Here is a 21623-nt window from a genome sequence, read left to right as displayed (position 1 = left end):
CGCCGCTCACCGCCTTGGAACAGTCCTGTAGTAACTGACCGCCAGCGCCGTGGTTACAGCGAAAGCGGCCTTCCCTGGGTGCGCGCGCGTCGGCCTCTCCCGGACCTACGGGGTCGGAGCGGTCACTCAGGACCCGTTTCGTCGGCTGGCGGTGCGGCGGACCGAAGTGGGTGACGCGTTCGGTCGGGGGCTTGCAGAGTCGAGGCTCTGGCACGCAGATGAGGGCACGATCGCCATAGTGTCGGCCCCCGCGTGTGGGCGGACGTGAATCTAATTGAGCCCGAAGGTTGGCGCCTGCCCAGGCGGGTCTGCCAGAGGGCTCACGCCTCTGGCGTTCCGTCGCGCGGTGGATGGGAGCCGGGGTGAAGTGGCGCAGAAGTGGCGACGTTGTGGCGTATCGGCGCCACGTGATGGGCGCCACGGTGGTGGGAGGCCGAAAGCGGCCGGCTTGCCGGCTGCCGGAAGCCAGTTGCAAGTGCGGACGCACCAGGAGCCTGTCAGCCCAGTGGCGCCTGGTTGCTCCCAGGACTGAGTCGATCACCGAGGAGTCTTGATGAACAACATCACCCAGCAGAACGCCGAGGACAGCGGTGCCTCCGCGAGCGTCTTCGACTTGGATGTTTCGCTGGTCGAAGTGGCTGATCCCGCCGGACTGGTCAACATCACCAACGACGGCTGTGGCAGTACGTGCGGCGCCTGTACCACCGGCGTGCACTGACAAGCTCTGCCGCCTGTTCCGTGGCCGGTGCCGCCGCGGGTTCCAGCCCTTGCGGCGGCATCAGCCGGCCTTGTTCCGCTGCGTTTTCTGTGGAGGTTGATGTGCTGCCTCGCGGGTTCCGATCCGGCAGCGTCACGCTCGTGCGTGCAGTCGCTCAGCCGTCGTTATGCCTGCCGCCTTGGCCCGATCTGACAGATCGGTCCCCTGAGGGAACGGCCTTACAGGCCGCCTGGCTGCGCGATGTCTGGCACAGGGAGGGTGTCGCCGAAGGGCTGCGGTACGCCAGCCCGGTGCTCGAGCAGCAGGTGCGTGCTCTGTGCGAGGCGGAGGCCCCTGTTGGCCGCGACCTGCGGCGAGCACATCTGTCCGTGGCCCGCTATGTGCTGCGCGCTGAGAGCCGCGCCACTCCCTTCGGGCTGTTCGCCGGGGTGACTACCGCCGCGTTCGGCGACGAGGTCGAAGCAAGGTGGGGCGCGGAGCACTGGACTGTCGCCAGCCCTTCCGCGGAGTGGCTCGCGGCCGTCGTGGACCGTCTGGAAAGCTGCCCCGAACTCCTCAGACGTCTGCCCGTGGTCGTCAACAGCACTGTGATGAGACGTGGTGACCGGGTGCTCGTGCCGTACCAGTCGGGCGGGCAGAAGCAGGGTGTTGGGGCTGTGGAGGTGTCGCTTCGGCGTACGGCGGCAGTGGAGGCGGCTCTGTCCGCGGCGAGGGCTCCCATGCCCCTGGGCGTCCTGGGGGAGAAGGTGCTGGCCGACTTCCCTGCAGCCGGATCGCAGCAGGTTGAGTCCTTCCTACGGGAGCTCGTCGCCCGCCGGGCACTGATCACCGGCCTGCATGCCCCCGGGACCGAAACGGACCCCTTGGGGCACATCATGGCCCGGCTGGACGAGGCCGATGCCGAAGGCGTGGAGGGGCCGGTATCCGACCTCGTCCGCGAGCTACGTCGCATCCACGCGGAAGTGGCGGCCTGCAGCACGCGCCCCGCCCGTCCGACCCGTCAGGCACGGGAACGGGTGGCGGCGCGGATGAGCGCCCTGATGCCCGTCCGCGGGCATCCACTCGCACTGGACCTGCGACTGGACGCCTCCCTCACCCTGCCGAACGAGGTAGCCCGGGAAGCGGAGCGCGCCGCTCTCGTCCTGGCCCGGGTCAGCGCCGCCCCGTACGGAACCACCGCCTGGAAGGAGTACCACCAGCGGTTCTACGAACGCTTCGGGATCGGCTCGCTGGTGCCCTCCTGGACGTCGTCGCCGACAGCGGTATCGGCTTCCCCGACGGCTATCCCGGCTCGGTCACCGGCGAGCGACCGTCACCGGTGTCGAGCCGTGACGAGGCACTGGTGCGGCTTGCACAGACCGCGGTGCTGGACGGCCGCCACGAGATGGTGCTTGACGAGCAGTTGGTGGCGTCGCTGGAACTGGGGCCCGCCCCGCTGCGGCTCCCGCCGCACCTGGAGATGGGCGTCCATGTGCACGCCGCCGACACGGAGCGGCTGCGACGCGGCGACTTCCGGCTGGAAGTCGTGAACGTGTCACGGGGCGCAGGGGTCGGCACCGGCCGCTTCCTGCACATCCTGGAGCCACAGGACCGCACCGCTCTGGCAGCGGAGCTGGCCGACCTGCCATGTGCCGATGACGCCACTGTCGCGGCGCAGTCGTCGTTCCCGCCGCTGGTGCCGGAAACAGCCCACGTCACGCGGTCCCCGCAGATCCTGCCGACCCTGATCAGCCTGGAGGAACACCGACCCTCCGGCGACGGCGTGCTGACCGCCGAGGACTTGGCCGTGGGCTGCGACGGCCGGCGAATGTACTTGGCCGCACCCGCCCTCGGCAGGCGGCTGGAGGCCGTGGGCATGCACGCCCTCAACCTGCACACCCACACGCCGCCACTCGCCCGCTTCCTCATCGAGTTGAGCCGCGCCCAGTGCGCCGCCGTGACGCTGTTCGACTGGGGAGCCGCACGGACGATGCCTTTCCTGCCGCGACTGCGCCATGGACGCACGGTCCTCTCGCCGGCCCAGTGGCGCCTGGAGCCGTCCTGCCTTCCACCTTGCGGGGCCCGATGGACCGACTGGGACCTGGCCTTCGTGGACTGGCGGGCCCGGCGGCGACTGCCACGACGGGTCCGCCTGACCGAGGGCGACCGTCGGCTGACGCTGGATCTGGACCAGACCGGCCACCGCGTGCTGCTCCGCGCCCACCTGGACCGCGGCGCGCCCGCCGTGCTCACGGAAGCACCGCAGGGATCCGGCTGGTGCGGGGGCCGGGCCCATGAAGTCGTCATTCCGCTGAAGGCGGCCGAGAAGCCGGCATGGCCGCGCCTGCCGACACCGTGCCGCGCCCGGACCCTCCAGCGGGAACCCGCCCAAGTGCCAGGCGCATCGCGCGTGCTGCTGGCGAGCCTGTACGGGGACATCCGCCGCCAGGACACCATCCTCGCCGGGCACCTTCCCGCCCTTCTGGACCGGCTCGGCCAACCGCCGTGGTGGTTCGTCCGATTCCGCGACCCCGGCCAGCATCTCCGCCTGCGCGTCGCACTGGCCGACCCCCGGCACTTCGGTTTCGTGGCCCGGACGGTGAGCACCTGGGCCGGGGAACTGCACGAGGCCGGGCTGCTGCGGGAGGTGCGCTACCCCACCTCGTACATCGAGACCGGGCGCTGGGGTGCGCATGGTGCGTGGACGGCGGCGGAGAACGTCTTCCGGGCCGACTCCCGCGCCGTGCTCGCCCAACTCCGAGCGCATGCCCGCCCTCACCGCCGGGTCTTGGCGGCCGCGCACACCGTCGCCATCGCCTGCGCCTTCCAGGGCAGCATCGAGGCGGGGATGCGCTGGATCACCGACCACGTGGCTCCCACGGCTCCGGAGCCAGTGCCACGCCCTCTCTTCACCGAAGCCGTCCGACTCGCCGACCCCAGCGGGGACTGGACGGCTCTGAGAGGAGTGCCTGGCGGCTCTGCCGTTGTGGAGGCATGGGCGGACCGTGATGCGGCCCTCGCCGCCTACCGCGGCCACCTGCCCGGTCCCGACACTCAGGGCATCGATGCCGACGATGTCCTGTCATCCCTGCTCCACGTTCACTTCGTTCGCGCTGTCGCCGTGGACTTCCCCGACGAGGCGGTCTGCCTGTACCTCGCGAGAGCCGCCGCCCTCGCGTGGACGGCTCGCAACAGCAGGAGGGCCACGTGACCCCATACCCGGCTACTGACCTCGCTGACAGGATCGGCGCCCGGCTCGCGCACCCCGACACCGCGCCGGCCGGGCCGCGGGGCAAGGACTGGTGGCGGCAGTCCCTCGCCCACGGAATCCCCGGCATCGCGCTGCTCCACATCGAACTTGCGGCGGCGGGGAGGGGGCCGTGGCAGCGTGCCCACGACTGGCTCGCCGCCGCCACCTGGGCGCCCGTCACGAGCGGAGACGAGAGCCACCCGTACTACGGAGCACCGGCGCTCGCGCACGCTCTGGCGTGTGCGGCCGACCGCAGCCCCGGTTGCTACCAGCGCGCGCTGGACGTGCTCGACCGGCAGATCGCCGCCGACGCACGCCGCCGCATCGCCGCCGCGCACGGCCGCATCGACTCCGGGCGCCTCCCCGCCCTCGCCGAGTTCGACGCGCTCCAGGGACTGACCGGCTACGGCGCCTACCTGCTGCGCCGCGACCCCAGCAGTGATGTGCTCCGCGCAGTCCTCGACTACCTCGTCCGGCTCACCGATCCGGTCGCCCTCCAAGGGGAGACGCTCCCCGGCTGGTGGACCCGGTCTGGGCCCTCAGGCCGGCCGGACCACCGCTTTCCCGGCGGGCACGCCAACAGCAGTCTGGCGCACGGCATCACGGGAGTTCTGAGCCTGCTCTCCCTGGCCGCCCGGCGCGGCGTCGCGGTTGGCGGACTGCCCGATGCCATCCGCACCATCTGCGCGTGGCTCGACCACTGGCGCACCGAAACCGAGGGCAGACCCACCTGGCCGTACTGGGTCACCCGCTCCGAACTGCGCGCCGACCGCCTCACACCGTCCGGACCGCTGCGGCCGTCTTGGTGCTACGGCACCGCGGGCCTGGCGCGCGCCCAGCAGCTCGCGGCACTGGCCCTCGGCGACACGGAGCGGCGGGGCGCCGCTGAGAAGGCGCTCGTCAGCGCGTTCACCGACCCCGGTCAACTGGCCGCCACCACCGACGTCTCCCTCTGCCACGGCTTCGCGGGCCTCGCCCACGTCGCAGCTCGCGCAGCCGGCGACGCTCTCCCCACCACCGCCGGCCGGCTCCGTGCTCTCATCCCCACCCTGCTCGCCGTCGTCAAGCCTCCGGGATCGGACGCGGAACATGTGATCACCGAGCTGATGCATGCGGCGGACGGCGGCCCCGGGCTTCTCGACGGCGCGGCTGGCGTCGCCTTGGCGGTGCTCACCGCCGACGCAGCTATTCCGCCGGAGTCGGCCTGGGACTCCTGCCTGCTGACCGCCTGACCACACACCAGCAGACGTGAGGAGAGATGTGGCCACGCACCGCGCCCGCTGGCACCAGCACAACATCGAGTTCTCCGACCGCTCGACAGCCGAACAGGTCAGCACCGAGATCATCGGACCTGCCTTGGACGCCGCCCAGTGCGACGGAGACCTGCACGGCTGGTGGTTCCTCAACAAGCAGCCCTGGCCGTTGCGCTACAGGCGCGAGGGCGCCCCTTCGACCACGGTCGAGAACCTGCTCGACTCACTGACAGCCGACGGCCGCGTCGTCCGCTGGACAACCGGCATCTACGAACCCGAGACGCACGCCTTCGGCGGCCCCTCGGCCGTGGAAGCCGCCCACGAACTCTTTCACCACGACAGCCACCACCTCCTCACGCAAAGCCGTTCTCCGAGCCGCCACCGACCAGGGCGACGCGAGACCGCGATCCTGCTCTGCAGCGCCATGCTGCGCGCCGCCGGCCTCGACTGGTACGAGCAGGGCGACGTCTGGGCAAAGGTCTCTGATCTGCGCCCCGTTACTCACGCGCTACCTGCCGAGCGCATCGCAGCGTTGGCCTCGGCGATGCGCCTGCTCATGACCGCCGACCTGCGTAGCCTCTGCGACGCCACCGGCGAAGGCCCGTTCTCAAGGAATGGCGCATGGGTGACCGCCTTTGAACAGGCCGGACGGACCCTGCGCCACCTTGCGCAACACGGAGAGCTGACCCGGGGCCTGCGGGCCGTGCTCGCCCACCACGTGATCTTCCACAACAACCGCGCCGGACTCCCTTTGGAGGAGCAGGGCGTCATGTCAGCACTAGCGAAAGAAGCCGTCATGGGAACCAGTGACAACCCCGTCTCACCGCCCGCAGGAAGCCCCCCGATCAGCCGCACCGAGAGCACCACCGACACCACTACCGAAGTCGACGGCACCGCTGCCCGCCTCCGCAACGCCCTGGTCGACCAGATCGTCGCTGACTATCGAGTGGCTCCACGTATCGAGCAGGCACTGAGGACCGTGCCACGCCACCTGTTCGTACCGGACGCCACGCTGGAGGAGGCCTACGCGAACTCGACGGTCGACATCAAACGGGACGCCACCGGCCAGTCGATCAGCTGCGCCTCGCAGCCGGTCATTGTGGGGATCATGCTGGAACAACTGCAGCCCCAGCCAGGTCACAGGATCCTGGAACTGGGAGCCGGTACCGGCTACAACGCGGGCCTGCTCGCCCATCTCGTGGGGGAGAGCGGCCACGTCACCACGATGGACGTGGACGAGGACCTCGTCGAAGGAGCACGCTCTCACCTGGCCGCGGCGGGTATCGGGAAGGCCACCGTCGTCTGCGGCGACGGAGCCCTCGGTCACCCGGACAGCGCACCCTACGACCGGATCATCGCCACGGTCGGCGCGCACGGCGTCCCGCACGCCTGGATGCAGCAGCTGGCCGCCGGCGGCCGGTTGCTCGTCCCCCAGCGGCTGCGCGGAAGCGTGTCCCGTTCGATCGCGTACGAGCAGCGGGACGGCTCCTGGGTATCGGTGAGCAGCGAGATGAACACGTTCATGCCGCTGCGGCGCGGCATCGCCGACGACACACGACAGGTGATCCCGGTGACCTCGAAAGGGTCGGTTCGCCTCCAGACCAACAGCGAGCAACTCGTCGACGCCCAGGCCCTGAGCGACGTCCTCGACCAGCCGCGGACCGTGGTGTGGTCCGATGTGTTCTACCGCGCCATGGAGTCACCCGAATGGATGGAACTGTGGCTGACCTGCACACTCCCCAGCGGCCTCAACCAGATGCCCGCGAGCAGGGAAGCCGTCGAAACTGGTCTGCTCACCGAGCCGTATCCGAGTTCCACCGCGGTCTTCGAGAAGGGCGCTCTCACCTACCTGACCCGGCGCCTGTCCGACCAGCGCACTCCCGAGGGCGGCAAACTGTGGGAGTTCGGGGTCGTCGGCCACGGCCCCGGCGGTGACGAACTGGCCACGCAAGTCGCCGAGTCCATGCGCACCTGGGACCGCGAGTACCGCAACGGCGAAGCCCGGTTCGAAATCCACCCCCTCGACGCCGCCCCCGTCCGCCGGGGGCCTGGCTGCTTCTCCTTCGACACCCCGCTCAACCGGATCGTCGTCCAGTGGCAGTGACGCCGACCAGGTAGCACGACGGCCCCGCCCCGCCGACCGCTCGACCGCCCGGCCGCGTTCGGCGGGGCCGGTGATCCGGCTGCCCGCCTCCTCAGCCTTGAGCGAGCCGTCACCATTCACCGTCATCAGGGAGATGACATGGATCCCAGCGAGCCGTTCACCGGCCCCTTCCCCCTCGTCGCCCGGTTCCGTCCCGCCTGCCTGCCCTTGCCTTCCCGCGTGCAGGCGCTGGCGGACCTCGCCGAGGCGGCCGGCCGGCAGAACGACCAGGGACAGGCCTCCGCCGTCTACAACCAGAGCGCACTGCTCGCCTCCGACCTCGGCCTCCCTGGCCTGGCTCGCACGCTGTGCCGTCAGCACGCCACCGCCTACCTGCATGCCTGCCCGCTCCCGGCGATGAGTGCCATCCGAGGACTGGAACCGGTCGTCAACCTCGCACGACTGCAGGTCCGCGCCGGCCACGCCGACGACGGCCGCAGGCGGCTCCTGCAGCTGTACGAAGCAGTCAGCACCGGCCGCGCCGCTGAGTTCGACGGCATCCCCGTACCGGCCGACCTGACGACGTCCGCCGAACAACGGAGAGAAGTGCACGGGTGGCTGTGGCGCGTCCTCCTCGCCGACGGCTCCCGTACCTACACCACAGCAGGACGCTGGCAGGAAGCCCTGGCACACATCGAGCAGCACCAGGGGGTGGGCACGCGCATGCTCGACGGCCGTCAGGTCGCCGTCCTCGCCAACCTCACCGCAGGCAACACGGAACACGCGGCGGAACTGCTTTCCGGTACGGCCTCCGGCGACGAGTGGGAACAGGTGGTCACTGCCTGCCTCGCCGTCTTTTGCCGCCGCTACACCGGCGAGCCAGTCGGTGCCCAGGCAGCAGCCGTGGTGAGGACCTACCTCCGCCGGCAGCCGGAACCCGGCCTGACCGTCTTCGACATCCGGCTGGGCCTGGCGATCCTCGACGCGGTCGGCCCAGCCGGGGCCCCTGCGGCGCACCGTCTCGCCGAGGACCTGGTCCGCCGCACATTGGATGCCCGTGACGGCTATGCCGCCCGGGACATCCTGTCCCACCCGGCATGCGCGACTACTGCGGGGAGCCGCCATACCCGCTCCCTTACCGCACTCGGCCACTCATGCGCCCTTGGCGCGGGCGTGTTCCCTGATGGGCTGCGCGAGCGGGTGCTGGCCGCCGCCCGTGCCGCCGACCGCGTGATCAGGGAAAGCCTCGGCCACCCATCTCCAGCCGTTAACGCCCTCTGATCCGCCGGCCGCTGCCCGGACCCTTCATTCCCCGTCGCCGAAGGTGAGCAGCGGGACGTCGAAGAGATCTGCTGCGCGGGGCCGGGTGAGAGCGGGGGCGGTGATCTCCTCGATGATGAGCTCGGTGACGAACTGGACCGTTCCGCCGAGGAGATGACTGGTGCGGCCGTCCGCGGAGGCGGCCTTGAGACCGGCCGTCACGTGGATATGGGGAGCGACACGGCCGGCCTCGGTGTCCCAGGCCAGCGTTCCGCCTCCCAGCACTTCCAGGGAGTCGACCTGCACCTCCTCCCACAATGGCTGCTCGGGGTTCTTCAGGGGACCGCAGGAACCCACGAGCCGGGCGGTACGGAAACCGCCGATGAAGGTGGGGATGTGGGCGGCCCTGACGTCGTGGTCGCGGCAGAACGCGGTCAGGGCGGTGAAGAAGTCCTCGCCGTGATCCATGGCGACGGCGAACGTGCGTCCGGTGGTGATCTGGGTGGCGCGCATCAGCTGCTCCCGAGGGGTGTGGCGCGGTCAGGACTGGGACTCGAAAGCGGCCTTGAGCGCGTTGCGGTCCGCGCCGGTGCGCAGGTGCGCCAGCAGCAGGAGCCGGGCCTGGCGGGGGTGCAGTGTTCCTGCGTTGATGAGGCCGCGCTCCAGCAGGTACGTCTCGGAGCCGGTGAAGGTGTAGGTGGCGGTGAGGACGCTTCCCGCGCCGGTACGCGAGGTGAGAACGACGGGTATGCGGGCCGCGAGTTCCTCCAGGCGTTCGGTCCAGCTGGCCGGTACGTGCCCGGCGCCGAAGGCGGCGATCACCAGACCGTCGAGATGCTGGTCGGCGCAGTGGAGCAGGATCCCGCTGCTGCCGAGGGTGGTCTCGATCACCTCAACGGCCGCGGGGCGGGTGAACGGCAGCGGGACGGCCGGCCGGCGGGGCAGGGAGAAGTGGAAGCGTGGCCGTCCTTCGACGACATGCCCGATCAGGCCCGCACCGGGGGAGGCGAACGCGGAGGCGCTCGTGCTGTGGACCTTCTGCACATGCCGAGCGGCGTGGATCTCGTCCGAGAAGACCACGAGCACGCCCAGACCGCGAGCCTGCGGTGCCGCTGCCGTGCGGACCGCGGCGAGGAGGTTCGCCGGACCATCCGCACCGGCCATCGACGGGTTACGCATGGCACCGGTGACGACGACGGGAGCCGCCCCCTCATACAGAAGGTCGAGCAGGTACGCCGTCTCCTCAAGGGTGTCCGTGCCCTGGGTGATGACGATGCCGTCCGTGCCGGAAGCGGCCTGCTTGTTCAGCAGTTCGGCGAGCGCGGCGATGTCGTCGATCTCGAGCCAGGCGCCGGGGATCTGACGGAAATCCTGGACTTCCAGGCAGACCCCGTCGTCCAGGCCGGGCACCGCGCCGACGAGGTCGGAGGCCGTCAGCCGTGGCGCGACCCCGCCCGCCCCTCCGCTCGGTGGCGTCATGGCGATCGTGCCACCGAGCGAGATCACCTGAAGGGAAGGCTGGGAAGTCTGCGATACGGAGGGCACGGAGTCGCCTTTCGAAGAGAACGGATCATGTTCGAACAGGAGCAGCGTCGAACCTGTCAGCGGTGTGGCACAAGAGTGCCGAGGAACCGGAGAACCTCGTCCAGCGCGGCGACATCCACATGCCGGCTCCGGGGACGAACCATCCCCGCGACCCCGCACTCACCGAGCTCCCGGCACCGTCCAATCAGCCAGGGCCACGGAATGTCCAGGTAGCTAGCCAGAGCACGCAACCGCGCCTCAGGATCGGGACCGCGCATCACACTGTCCCAACGGGCATCGCTGAACGCCTCGTGGTAGCCACGCAGCGCGGGGCGCCCAGTGACCGTGTCCGCCGCCCAGATGGACTCCGTGCGCACCCAGTTCGCCACCACCGCGCGCTGCCCCGGTGCCAGAGCAAAACCGTCGACCTCGGAATACTCCGGCCGGGCGGTGACCTGGACATGGATTCCGTACGACTCCATCAACGCGATGGCAAGGAAGAGCAGGACACGCTCGTAGCGGTCACTCGCCGCCACTTCGGCCTCCGGGACGCAAAAGGCACGGCACAGAGAGCTGCCAGCCCCGGAGTACTGCGCGGCCATGGCGCGCAGATACTCGGCCTTGTGACGGTAGAAGAGCCAGGCGGCCGCTTGCTCCCCGGTCTGCTCCCGAGTCCAGAAGAGTGGTGGGTGCGGGACCTCCTGGAGCCTGCGCCGAAGGTGCTGGGCACAGAAGGCGGAACCGAGCCACTGGGAGCCGACGTTGGTGAGCTCGGGCACCGCCATCCGGCTCGGCGCCGACCGGGGCAGCGACAGATAGGTGCCCAGAGCCCGCTGTTCCTGGTCGAGCGCGTGGTCGTCGGCGAGCAGCCCGTCGTCGAGTTGAACCAGGGCCCACAGGATGCCGTAGGTGAGATCGTCCAGCAGATGCGCGGTCGGCAGGGCGAGTGCGCCGTGCGCAGTCCCTGCGGTACGCGCCCTGCGGGCGTTCGAGGAATCGGTGACGTACAGCGCCGGCTCGTCGCTCTGCTCAATGACGCCGACAAGGAGTCCGCGCCGGGCCGGGCGCAGGAAATGCTCCAGCGTTGCCGGATCCGACGGGCGGATGCAGACGCCGCCCCGGGACTGGGACGCCGCGTGGAACTGCACACCGACCGTGGTGCCATCCAGTGACTGCCGGCCCGCAAGCTCCCAGGTATCGGCCACATCCCGCGTGGCAGCCATGAACAACCGCGAGGTCGGCCATCGTTCACCGATGAGGACGGACGCGCATAACCCCGGACGGTCCTGCACGGTGGCCTTCGCGTCCAAGACGTCCGGTGCCGGGCTGAAGAGATCGGCACAGGGAAAGCCGAAGAGCTGCTCCAGGACCTGGGCAGCCTCCGACCGCGGACGTCCGCGCCAGTCACCCGACACCCACCGGTCAAACGTCCGGCGCCCCACCGTGACACCGGCCAAGCGCGGCGAGCCCGTCTCCTTGGCCAATAAACGCGCCGCCTGCTCGAAACGGGGGCAGAACACAGCCCAACTGCCCCAGCGGCGCTCCTGGACGAGGATGCGAAACAAGGTAGGGCGGGGCATGAAGGCAGCTCTCTTCAGGCGACGGCCGGCCGAGCACTGACCAGCGCAACCAGCGGCATATGCCACGAAAGGTGACGCCACTCGCACACATCGTGACAGCCGCCAGAATGGCCTCCCAGCTGCGTTGGGTGCAAACGGCGAACTGATGTCGTCGGCGGCTGAAAATGGTTCAGCCCTTCAACGCGACGTGCAAACGCGAAATGCTCCAGGGCCGCAAGTACGCGCGAGGCCCGCCTCGACGCGTTCCACTGGCCCCATCGCTGCAACACCCGACGCCGTCACTCCCGCCTCGGCCGCCGCAGCCCGACCGTCTACGAGAACACCTTCCGGACGACACCAACTACGCTGACCCAAGCCGCATAACCGTGTCCAGGGACTGGGGTCAAGGCCCGATCACCGGCGAGAACAGGCTCCAGCCGCGGGCCTGTAGGGCAGAACCGGGCAAGGGAAGTGCAGCAGATGACGTGTCAATGATCGAGCTGCGTCTACTCTTCTCTTGGACTACCTCAGGAGTCGGCTTCTGTAGACGGCCGGGCTGCGGAAAGGCCCGCATAACGCTTAATGTGGTTTGGGCGGTAGGCCACCAGGGCGGGGAGGATAACGGTGTGATCGACGATGGGTTCCGGAGGCGGCCCCCGTTGAGACAGACGCAACGCTGGCTCATCGCGACCGCCGCAGTGTTGGCCGTCGCTGGGGCCGTAGCCACGGAGGCACTGAGTTCCAGCACGCGCGAACAATCTGTAGACCGACGTGGGAGGGCTACTGAGGGGTCAGAACCGGTACAGAGCCCGTCGCCTGGCTGCTCCTGGCTGCGCGCAGCAGAGACAGAGGCCACCGCAGAAGCCCGGCCCGGTGATCACGAGTTCCGGGTTGTGGCTGCGAATTCCAAGTGTTCCGATTCAAAGCCCCGCCTGAACGAGAAGGGCAGATGACCTGCACTGCCCGACTCGTCCGCTCAGAGCCCGGACTACCGCGCGGCAGGCGTGCGACGTGGCACCTACGCTGTTTCGGGCGGGCGGAGACCACCTTGATGGCCGAAGGAGAGCACTCATGAAGCAGCAGACGCGGGTGGTGGCGGCGTGGCGCCGTTTTGAGGAGTGGTTGAGCAAGCACGCGCCGCTCTCATACCGTCTCTTGCGTGAGCCGGCGACGCTTGAGCAGATAGAGCAGACCGAGCAAGCCATAGGCGTTGTCATACCGCTGGAACTGAGAGCGCTCTACTTGATCCATGACGGAGTGCAGGGCGCGGATCTGGAAGAGTTTGGCGAGCAGCCGTTCCCACCGGGAAGTGAGAACGATCCATGGCATCGGAAGGCAAACGCAGTTGACTTCATGCCCAATGGTCAGGCATGGCTCCCGCTTGACCACGTGGTCACTGCGCACGGTGGGCTGCTGTCGGCTTTGGCCGGTCAGGAAACCGTGCCTTACGTGCCCGTGGCCGCAAGCGCGAAGTACACGATGATGGAGGGAACCTACCTCGACCCGGCAACGGGATTGCTGGGCACTTGGGCGGATGCTCAAGAGCCGGTGTTGCTGGGGGCGGGTCTTGCCGACTGGCTGGAAGACGGCGCAGCCTCTCTGACCGAGGGACACCCCAACCACATCTTCGGGATGAGTCCCTACATGTCCCCGACCGGCGATGGCTTGACCTGGTTCGACACCGACCCGATGTACGAGCAGGATGGCTGGCGGCCCGTGGCGCGCTGACGTCATCTCCTGACAAACCGGCCCTCGAAACCACGTGGGTCCGAGGGCCGGGCTCCTACCCGGAAGTTCCGGGTGTCACGGGCGCTGAGCGCAGGTAATCACGTCAGCTGTGGCGTCACAGTCCTGGAACCCGTCGATGTCCACCCAGTACGTGTCCTTGTCGAGCAGCCGGAAAGTGGAAGCGAACGCCCCAAACCTGGCCATGGACTGGGAGTTGACGTTCAGCGACATCGAGGACCGGCCGCAGGTCTCCTCCCAGGTCGGCGCGGCGTAGCGCTCATCGTCGTAAAGCCGGTACGTGCCGTCGGGCAACTTCTTCTCGTAGGTCTGGACGCACTCCCGCCCCTGTAGAGCATCCGATACGGGTTTGGGGTTCTTGCCGCCCTCGGCCTTGGGCATGCCAGCCGACTGGTACGTCGCATTGAAGGAGTATTCGTCGCAGGAGCGCTGGTCTTTCTGTGACTGCGAGAGTTCCGGATGAAGCGCTGTGTCCGTGCGGTACACCATCCTGTTCGCCGCTGCGCCGTAGCAGACCCTGTACCGGTTCGCGCTTTCGCTGCGACCGGTACCCGTAGCACCTGCCGCGTTCCGGGTCTTGTTCGGCATGTACTGCAGCGGGGTCACGGGCGTCTGGCCGAAGAACTCGGGGGCCAGACGGTTTTGGATCAGCCATGCGTGCGCCGCGGCCGCAGGGAACTTCTTGGAGTTCATCGAGTAGCCGGGGCTGTACTCCTTGATGGCGCAGCCGCCGGTCCCGTACACCTTGTCGCAGCGCGCCGGGATGGCCGCGGGTGAGGTGCCGTGATTGTCCGTCACCACCATGTTGGGAGTGTCCGTGGTGAGCACCCCCTGAATAAGCTGCGGAACCTCCCGGGACAGGTCCTTGTCCTTGGAGCCGGATGCGTTGGCCACACTACCGTCCCATGTCGTTTCGGCATTGCCCTGGGCGATGTGAGAATCCACGCCGGACGTCCATGTGGGGGTGCGGCCCGTCTCCCAGTCGAAGCCCGTGTCGCTATCCGTGCAGCCGCCATTGACGCATGAGGCCAGGATGTTGAACGACAGGGCCTTGGGGGATGACGGCCACTGGTCCGTGATCGCGCTGGGAAGCGGCGTCATCTGAAGCCAGTGTTTGATCGTATTGCCCTTGGGGTCGAGCTTAAACTGCCACATCAGCTCGAAGTCCTGGTAGTAGTCCTTCGTGCCGTTGTTGCCCTTGACGTTCCAGGAAAACAGCAGGCACGCCTCACTGCGGCGGATAAAGGACTTCTGAGCGGTGAGGGTTGTGTCGCACCAAGAGCTGTCAAGGATGGGTCCGGTGTACGCGGTGGCCGCCATCGGGGTGGCGGTCTGCGCACCGTTCCGGCCAACGCCGGCCTTCCGCTCGCGGGCTTTCTGTTCCTTGATCGCCTGTGCTGCCCCGGCGGTGCGCTTCTTCAGCGGTGTGATGGTGATGGTGGCGTCGCCGGCCTTGGTGGTCTTCTGCTTGGGGGAGAGCAGAGCGGGCACGTCCTGCTGGATGATGCCCGAGCTCGTCATGGTGTTCCAGCCGTCCCAACCGAACGCCGGGTAGGGGTTGTTCCAGTCGTCCGGGTCGGCCACAGTCGGGTCCGGCTTGTTCAGTGTGATGTCGACCTTGTGGCTTCGGGTCGCCGGCGCGGCTCCGGCGATGAATCCGTACTCGTTGGTGGCGCCAATGTTGTCCGCGCGGTCGACGGCCTGGGTCTCGACCTGATGTGCGCCGTCGGTGGTGGGCGTCGCCGCAAAGGATCCCGACGTGCCGGTCGACGTTGAGGTGGTGTTGACCGTCTGCCAGGTGCCGCGTCCTGTGGCTCCGGTGTCGGGGTCGGGGTCCTCACCGTCCACTCGGTACCGAAGCTGGTTGGCGTCGCTGGTCGTGGTCGCCGTCCATGTTCCGGGCTGACCGCCGCCGCCGCCGTAGCTGCCCTCAGGGTACTGGTCGGAGGTCACCGGAGACGGCTCCCCGGGTGCGGTGGTGTCGACGACGAACTCGGTCCAGGGAGACCAGCCCAGATTGTAGTGCGTGCCGTCGTAGGCGTTGGTGCGGAACTTGTAGGTCTTGCCGTCCTGGAGCTGGCCGGCCGGGACGGTGACGGAGGTCGGCTTGCCGGAGGCGACGAAGTCGGAGACGAGCAGCCCCTCGCCCGCCGGGGTGGCGATAGGGGCGTTGGCGGCGGCGTCGTAGACCTGGAAGGTGCCGTTGACGGCGTCGCCGTCAGGGTCGGTGAAGGTGTCCCGCAGAGTGGGGATGGTGGTGTTGACCGCCCATACACCAGCGTAGGACTTGAAGGGTGCGCCGGCCTGCCGGTCGGTGCCGTCGGAGGGCCGGTAGTTGTAGGTCACGGTGAGCTTGGGCTGGTTTGCTGTGGCGTTACCGGAGTTGACGCGTTTCCAGGCACGGGTGTCGTCCGTGGCCGTGCGCAGGCCCATGAAGCCACGGGTGACCTTCGCCGAGGCCCAGGTCTGGACAAGGGCGTCGACGTCGGCGTTGATCCAGCCGTCGGGCTGGGAGCCTGTGCAGTCCGGGTTGCCGCGGGTCTGGGTGGAGGAGTGGTACTGCTGGTTCCAGGTGGGCTGGCTGGTCCACCGGGACGAGGTGGATGCCGCAGTGGTGTCCCATATGGTCCAGGACTGGGCGGAGCAGTCGGCGTTGCCGGAGTGGAAGTTCCACAGCGCCAGGTTCGTGTCGGTGATCAACGCGTCCTGGATCGGTGTGGTGTTCCAGTGGATGAAGGACCGGGCCACGCGGGTGGTGCCGTCGGCATTGGTGGTACCCGGGTTGCCGAAGTCGAGCTCGGTGTCGGCGGACCAGTCGACCGTCTCACCGCGCTGGACATAGGTGTCGAAGGTGGACGCCAGGGCAGAGGTGGAAGGGTCCACCGTGACCGGGTACCTGGTTTTCGGGTCGGCAAGGAAGCCGGCGCTGGGGGTGACGACCAGGTCGATGCGGCCGGTGCCCTTGTTCACGACCTTCATGGCGACGCGGGCCCGGCGTGTGTGCTCACCGGACTGCTTGTCCACCGAGGCGTCCCACATGACCGGGGCCGGCATCGTCGCGCGCCGCTCACCGGTCTCGGTGTCGGTGAACGTCACCGACCCGTCCTTGTTCGCCTTGGCCTTCAGCCCCTTGGCCTTGACCGGCAGTGTGTAGGAGTAGGCGCCGGAGGCCGGCTTCTTGTCGATCTCCACGTACTGCTCGAAGCCGGTCCGCGTGGCCTCCACGATGACGTCAGCGCCGGGCACGGCCTCCCGGTAGCGGGCGGTGGTGCCGTTCAGCTCAGGCGTGGGAAGACCGCCCTTCCACTGCAGCGTCACCGCCTGGTCATCGCTGCCGAGGGTGACCAGGTCCCGCGGGGCGGCGTCCTGCGCGGCCGCCAGCGATCCCGGAGTGGCACCGCCCTTGCCCGCCAGGCGCAGCCCATTTGGATGCTCCTTGGCCTTCACAGTTCCGTCGCCGGCCCTGGTCAGGGTGACGTCGACCTTGCGCCACTTGCCGCCGCGCCAGACCCGCTCGGGTCCGGAGGTCAGGTCGGTGGTGAGGGTGCCGTCGGGGTTGGCCACGGTGTATGAGGTGGCCGTCGTCTCGTCATGGGCGACGACCTTCTTGCCGCTCTTCTTCGCCTCGACGATCGCCCACGCCTTCGAGCCCTTGGCGTGCCGGGCCGCCCACTCCATGTCGGCGTTGAGGATCTCCGCCTTGGACGGCTGGGAGACCTTGGCCGGCTCGCTGCCGCGCTCCGGCGTAGGAGCCGCAGCGGCTTGGCCTGTCGCGGCAATGCCGACCTCCGCGATCAGCAACAGTGCAGTCGCCGCTGCGAGCCGGTTGCCTCGTCTGCGTCTTGGCGTGGTCGGTTGTGTGGATGGATACACGAAGTGCCGTGTCCTTCCCGATAGGTCAGCTCAAACGTCGGTGCGGAACCGCACAGACGGCAGGACTTTAGGCGGGAAGATCAATACCGATGAAGCTGTTTTCAGGACACATGCGTTCGTTGGCTACGCAGCCAGAATTCCGCTTGGCATCAGCGGGCGCGCCTGATTAAACGTCAGATGAATCACAATGGAGCCTGGGTGAGAAAACATTGAGGTACTGGAACTGCGAACAGGGAAGCGCTTCCGGCTTTACCGCTGCGGCTTATACTGACCTTCACATCGCGGTGTTGGGGCGGGCTGACGGCTCGTGATCCCAGCGGTATGCCGGACGCATGAGGTGCACAAGACGGTGGCCTGCAAGGTACGTCGATGCGAAAATACGCACCGTACATTCGAACGAACATGGTAGATCCGGACGCAGTGCTGCGGTTGGTGCGGGAGCTGCTGTGCCCGGCCGGGTCACTGCCGCGAGGCGACGCCTCGCTCTACCGCCATCTGTGGCGCAGCGTGCTGGACTTCGAGACACCGCCGGTGCCTTCTGCGACCGGCTCGTGCGGGCGGGTCTGTCGCCGGTGCGGACCGCCCCGGTGACGGGCTGGCAGCGCGGGATCGTGCACACGTTCCTGGCGGGGCGGCCCGATGGTGCGGAGGACGGCGTGGGCCGGGACGGAGACGGGGACGGGCCCGGGGAGGGCGCGGGACCGGCCCCCCGGCTGAGCCGCCCGGCTGGGCCCCGGCGCACTGCCGGGGCCCGCACCGCCGGAGTTCCTACCGCCGGAGTCCGGCGGCCGGGTTTCGTCAGCTGGCCAGTTCGGGATGGCCGAAGAGGCCGGCGTGCTCCGCGGGCAGCCGGCTGAGCAGCGCGTTTTCCCGCTCACCGCGGCCGATCCGGTCGGCCAGCGTGGACAGCACCGCGCGGGCGGCCACCTCGGCGCTCTCCTCGTCCTCGCCGGTGGCCTCGGCCACATGGGCGACGAACGTCCGCACCCCCCAGTCCCGGGCCGCGGCCTCCGCGTCGTTGATCATGTCGGCCAGCGGCTCGGGCAGCTGGTCGGCCAGATGACCCGCGATATCGGGCGTCAGCCGGGTGCCCAACGCGGTGAGGACGGCCCTGGTGACCCGGTCCGCTTCGTCCGCGCTGTATCCGCCGCGCTCGCGCACGGCTGCGAGGAAGGCTCCGTACGGCATGGGATGGCTCACTCCTTGTGCGGGCGGACGTCCGGGCCGGGCCGCGGGGAGGCCCACCGGACCCGGGCAATTCACACCGTGTGCAACGAAATGGCCTTGAGGTGCCAGGGGCCGACCGGGGCACGGTTGCGGAGCATGCCAGGGGACGGCGATACGCAGAGCCGCCCTGGGCCGGGCACGGCACAGGACGGCTGTACGGAGGGCGCACCGGGGAGCGAGAACCGGACGGGCGGGCAGGTCACCACGGCAGTCCGGCAGGCACCCCTGCCGCCGGGTCTTCCGTGAGCCGGCCGACCGGTCATTCCCTCCCGATGAAGCAGCCGGCGCAGATCGTGCAGTTTCCTCCGAGTCGCGTCACCAACTCCCGCACGACCTGCCGAGCCGTCGGGTCGGTCCCGACTGTGGGCGGAGCGACGCACACCTCCCGCCCTGTTCGGGTGCGGGCCACCCATCCGCGGAAGGCCGGCCCGTGGTCAGCAATCACCAGAGTGCTGCGCATGGTTCCCCCTTTTCAGGAGTGGGAGAACCCCCGAGTGACCGTCCGATGGTGCCACTTCCGTCGCCCCCGGACGCAGGAATCCCGCAGAGCGCCGCGGCGCGGCGGAGCACGCCGCTCCCGGCCGGGCCCGCGCCGTGGCCCCAGCCGCCGCCCCCGCCCTCCGTCCGCTCAGATCAGCCCTCTGCGGCGCAGGTCCTCCAGCACCCGCTCGTTCATCTCCCGGATCTTGCTCGCCTGCAGATCGGTGACCGCGATCGCCGCGCTCTCGAGGGCCTGCCGGATGCTGGCCTCCACCTCCTCCCTGGGGAGTGAGGCGATGACGACTTCCGGATCGGCCTTCGCCCGTTCCACGGGAATCGGCTCCCCGCCGGAGAGGACGAGGCGGCAACTGCCCGGCGCCCAGCCCAGAGCGCGCTCCATGTGCGCGTAGCTGGTGTCACGGACCCGCGCGCCGCGCTCGACCCGTTTCCAGGTGTCCTTGCTGATGCCGGCGGACCGGGCGGCGGGCTCGACACCGAGGCCGAGTTCCAGCCGGCGCCGCGTGACGCGCTCTGCCAAACGATCGAGGTGGGGAACCATGCGCCCATCCTCTCAGGACCGGCTAGGACCGGCTAGGACTTGGCATACGCACTACCAAGTGCGTGCTAGTTAGCGGAGGATCGCGCCAACTAGCCGAAATGATCCGCGAGTTACGGCTAGACATGCCCGCTAACTTCCGCTAATTTCTCCGCCATGCAGCGTCCCTCACCCACGTATCCCGTGGACGGGGCGGCCGTCCGGGAACTCCGCATGCGCAGCGGTATCGAGATCCCCCAGCTCGCCGAGCGGGTGGGCATCACCGCCAGCTATCTCAGCCGCATCGAGGTCGGCACCAGACGCCGGATGCGTCCGGCCACCTACGGCCGCCTCCGCTCCGCTCTGGGCCTCCCGCCCGACGACACCCGGATCCTCGCCCCGCGACCCGCCGTCCCCGCTCCCCGACCAGGAAGGCACCGCCGTGACCACACCGGATGACCCCCGGGCCGCCCGCCTGCACACGGCCACCGAGCGTCGGCTCGTCACGCTCGCCCGCGAGGGGGATACCGAGGCCTTCGCCACCCTCTACGACCGCTACCACCGGCAGGTGTTCGCCTACGTCCGGCACCGGGTGCGCAACACCGCCCTCGCCGAGGACTTCACCAGTGAGACGTTCCTCCGCGCCCTGCGCCGTATCGGCACGTTCTCCTGCCAGGGCCGCGCTTTCGGCGCCTGGCTGATGGTGATCGCCCGCAACATCGTCATCGACCACTACAAGTCGAGCCCGGCCCGGCGCGAGGTCTTCCCCGGCACGGTGGTCGACAGCGACGCCTACGAGCGGGCGGCCGAGGACCGGGTCATCGAGGCCCACGCGCATGCCGCCCTCTGGGCGGCCGTCGGCCGGCTCAGCCCTCAGCAGCAGGAGTGCGTGACCCTCCGTTTCCGCCGGGGCATGTCGGTCGCCGAGACGGCCCGAATCATGGGGAAACGGGAGGGCGCGGTCAAGACCCTCACCCACCGAGCCGTACGGAGCCTGGCGCGCTCGCTCCCCGCCGGCCACCCGGCGGTGGCCGCATGACCCTGAACCCCAATCTCCCGCACGTGCTGCGGATCATCCGCAAGGCGCTGGCGGCCTACAGCGGGCCGGAGCTGGAACTGCGCATCGCGGTCAACCTGGACGCGGCCGGGCTCCTCACCGACATCAACGCCATGGGTCGCATCGATCCCCGCGCGACCGTTCCCGGCCCTCCCGACTCCGGGTCCCCTCCTCCGGATGCCGTGCTGCCGCACCAGGGCATCGTGCTGCGCCGGGCGGATCCGGCCTCCGAGACCGCCCGGGAACCCGGCACGGTGACCCGGCTGCCGGCACCGGCCGAGTGGGAGGCCCGCTGTGCCCGCGCAGAGAAGGTCTTCGAGGATCTCGTCGACCGCTACGGGACGCGGCCGGAGGTGCTCACCGTCGAGCAGGACCACGACCGGGTCGTCGTCTGCATCCGGGCCCGGACCCTGGCCGACTGGGAACAGTGGCTCTCCCGGATCGGCGCAGGCGCGGCGGAGGACACCCGGCCGGCCGGATACGCCCAACTGGCCTTCGGCACACGGGCCGACGTACCGGTGCGGCTCGTCGCCCACGAGGTGCCGCGGCTGCTCCACGCGGCCTACCAGGAGGCGGTGCGGCCCTACTGTCTCTGGGGCCGCGTCTACGACCTGGCGCGGCCGCTGGCCGAGAACGGCGGGAACGGCAACCACTGGCTGTTCCTCGGGATCCGCGACAAAAGCGGAATGCCGCTGCTGTCCGCGCGGGGCCGCACGGAAGTGTGCACGTTGGAAGACATCGTCCGGCACTCCGGACCGCTCACCCCCGTGGACGCCGACGCGTCGCCGCCGGTCACCGGCGACGACGCGGACTGAGCTCCGTCCACTCCACGGAATTGGCCTGCCCAGTACATGGACGACCCACCCGGTGGTAGTGAACCTTTCAAAGTACCGGTGCCGGAACGCCCCTGTCGGCACCGGTACCCAGGGCCGTCGGCCCGTCGCGCACCCCCTAGGGCGACGGGCAGCCGGCCGATCCGCCGGCGGGGATGACCGAGCACCGCGTTCACCCCCGCCGGTCCGGAGGGCCGGACCCGTCCTTGTCCCACCCCCGAGTGGCAACCGGGCCCGGCCTTCCTC

14 protein-coding genes and 1 pseudogene are annotated in these 21623 nt (G+C 69.3%); 9 read left to right on the top strand and 6 right to left on the bottom strand.

Features of this window, described 5'->3' with window-relative positions; translation table 11 throughout:
* Positions 1-553: 553 nt before the first annotated feature.
* The 5 genes and pseudogenes from LIX60_RS04535 to LIX60_RS04515 all read left to right on the top strand — a co-directional run bounded on the left by LIX60_RS04535 (position 554) and on the right by LIX60_RS04515 (position 8564).
* Positions 554-718, top strand: a complete 165-nt coding sequence (locus tag LIX60_RS04535) for an FxLD family lanthipeptide (protein ID WP_227957302.1) — start codon at positions 554-556, stop codon at positions 716-718.
* A 188-nt stretch (positions 719-906) separates the two neighbouring features.
* Positions 907-3908: pseudogene (locus LIX60_RS04530) on the top strand (lantibiotic dehydratase).
* Entirely contained in the window at positions 3905-5179 is a 1275-nt protein-coding gene (locus LIX60_RS04525) for a lanthionine synthetase C family protein (RefSeq protein ID WP_227957301.1), read from the top strand. Before LIX60_RS04530 ends, LIX60_RS04525 begins: the two are co-directional and overlap by 4 nt.
* 28 nt (positions 5180-5207) lie before the next feature.
* On the top strand, positions 5208-7304 hold the full coding sequence (gene fxlM / locus LIX60_RS04520; RefSeq protein ID WP_227957300.1) for a methyltransferase, FxLD system: 2097 nt from the start codon (positions 5208-5210) through the stop codon (positions 7302-7304).
* 138 nt (positions 7305-7442) lie between these two features.
* Complete coding sequence (locus LIX60_RS04515) at positions 7443-8564, top strand: hypothetical protein (RefSeq protein WP_227957299.1); 1122 nt, start codon at positions 7443-7445, stop codon at positions 8562-8564.
* Positions 8565-8588: 24 nt separating this feature from the next.
* Here LIX60_RS04515 and LIX60_RS04510 read toward each other — a convergent pair whose 3' ends face one another.
* The 3 genes from LIX60_RS04510 to LIX60_RS04500 form a co-directional block, all read right to left on the bottom strand.
* Entirely contained in the window at positions 8589-9056 is a 468-nt protein-coding gene (locus LIX60_RS04510; RefSeq protein ID WP_227957298.1) for a PPC domain-containing DNA-binding protein, read from the bottom strand.
* 27 nt (positions 9057-9083) lie between these two features.
* Entirely contained in the window at positions 9084-10022 is a 939-nt protein-coding gene (locus LIX60_RS04505; protein ID WP_374117959.1) for an asparaginase, read from the bottom strand.
* Between the two features lie 122 nt (positions 10023-10144).
* The gene (locus LIX60_RS04500) at positions 10145-11647 is read right to left on the bottom strand and encodes a transcriptional regulator, XRE family protein (protein WP_227957296.1); all 1503 of its coding nucleotides are present in this window, start codon (positions 11645-11647) and stop codon (positions 10145-10147) included.
* A gap of 1050 nt (positions 11648-12697) precedes the next feature.
* On the opposite strand from LIX60_RS04500, the gene LIX60_RS04495 reads away from it, so the two are divergent.
* On the top strand, positions 12698-13354 hold the full coding sequence (locus tag LIX60_RS04495; protein WP_227957295.1) for an SMI1/KNR4 family protein: 657 nt from the start codon (positions 12698-12700) through the stop codon (positions 13352-13354).
* Between the two features lie 75 nt (positions 13355-13429).
* Here the strand turns inward: LIX60_RS04495 and LIX60_RS04490 are convergent, their stop codons facing one another.
* From LIX60_RS04490 to LIX60_RS04475, 3 genes are all read right to left on the bottom strand, one after another.
* A complete protein-coding gene (locus tag LIX60_RS04490) occupies positions 13430-17173 on the bottom strand; it encodes a DNRLRE domain-containing protein (protein WP_374117792.1) in 3744 nt (1247 codons plus the stop codon).
* An 870-nt stretch (positions 17174-18043) separates the two neighbouring features.
* The gene (locus LIX60_RS04480; RefSeq protein ID WP_227957294.1) at positions 18044-18433 is read right to left on the bottom strand and encodes a DUF2267 domain-containing protein; all 390 of its coding nucleotides are present in this window, start codon (positions 18431-18433) and stop codon (positions 18044-18046) included.
* A 667-nt stretch (positions 18434-19100) separates the two neighbouring features.
* Complete coding sequence (locus tag LIX60_RS04475) at positions 19101-19490, bottom strand: helix-turn-helix domain-containing protein (RefSeq protein ID WP_265584797.1); 390 nt, start codon at positions 19488-19490, stop codon at positions 19101-19103.
* Between the two features lie 174 nt (positions 19491-19664).
* On the opposite strand from LIX60_RS04475, the gene LIX60_RS04470 reads away from it, so the two are divergent.
* Genes LIX60_RS04470 through LIX60_RS04460 form a run of 3 tightly spaced genes read left to right on the top strand, consistent with a single transcriptional unit; the run spans position 19665 to position 21359 of the window.
* Complete coding sequence (locus tag LIX60_RS04470; protein WP_265584796.1) at positions 19665-19946, top strand: helix-turn-helix domain-containing protein; 282 nt, start codon at positions 19665-19667, stop codon at positions 19944-19946.
* Positions 19930-20526, top strand: a complete 597-nt coding sequence (locus LIX60_RS04465; protein WP_374117791.1) for a sigma-70 family RNA polymerase sigma factor — start codon at positions 19930-19932, stop codon at positions 20524-20526. Before LIX60_RS04470 ends, LIX60_RS04465 begins: the two co-directional genes overlap by 17 nt.
* Entirely contained in the window at positions 20523-21359 is an 837-nt protein-coding gene (locus LIX60_RS04460) for a BN159_2729 family protein (protein WP_227957292.1), read from the top strand. The genes LIX60_RS04465 and LIX60_RS04460 overlap by 4 nt, the downstream gene beginning before the upstream one ends.
* Positions 21360-21623 lie beyond the last annotated feature (264 nt).

Source organism: Streptomyces sp. S07_1.15 (assembly GCF_020739505.1).
Classification (GTDB): Bacteria; Actinomycetota; Actinomycetes; order Streptomycetales; family Streptomycetaceae; genus Streptomyces; species Streptomyces xinghaiensis.
Note: the sequence above shows the minus strand (reverse complement) of the source record. Positions and strands in the feature narration are given on the sequence as shown.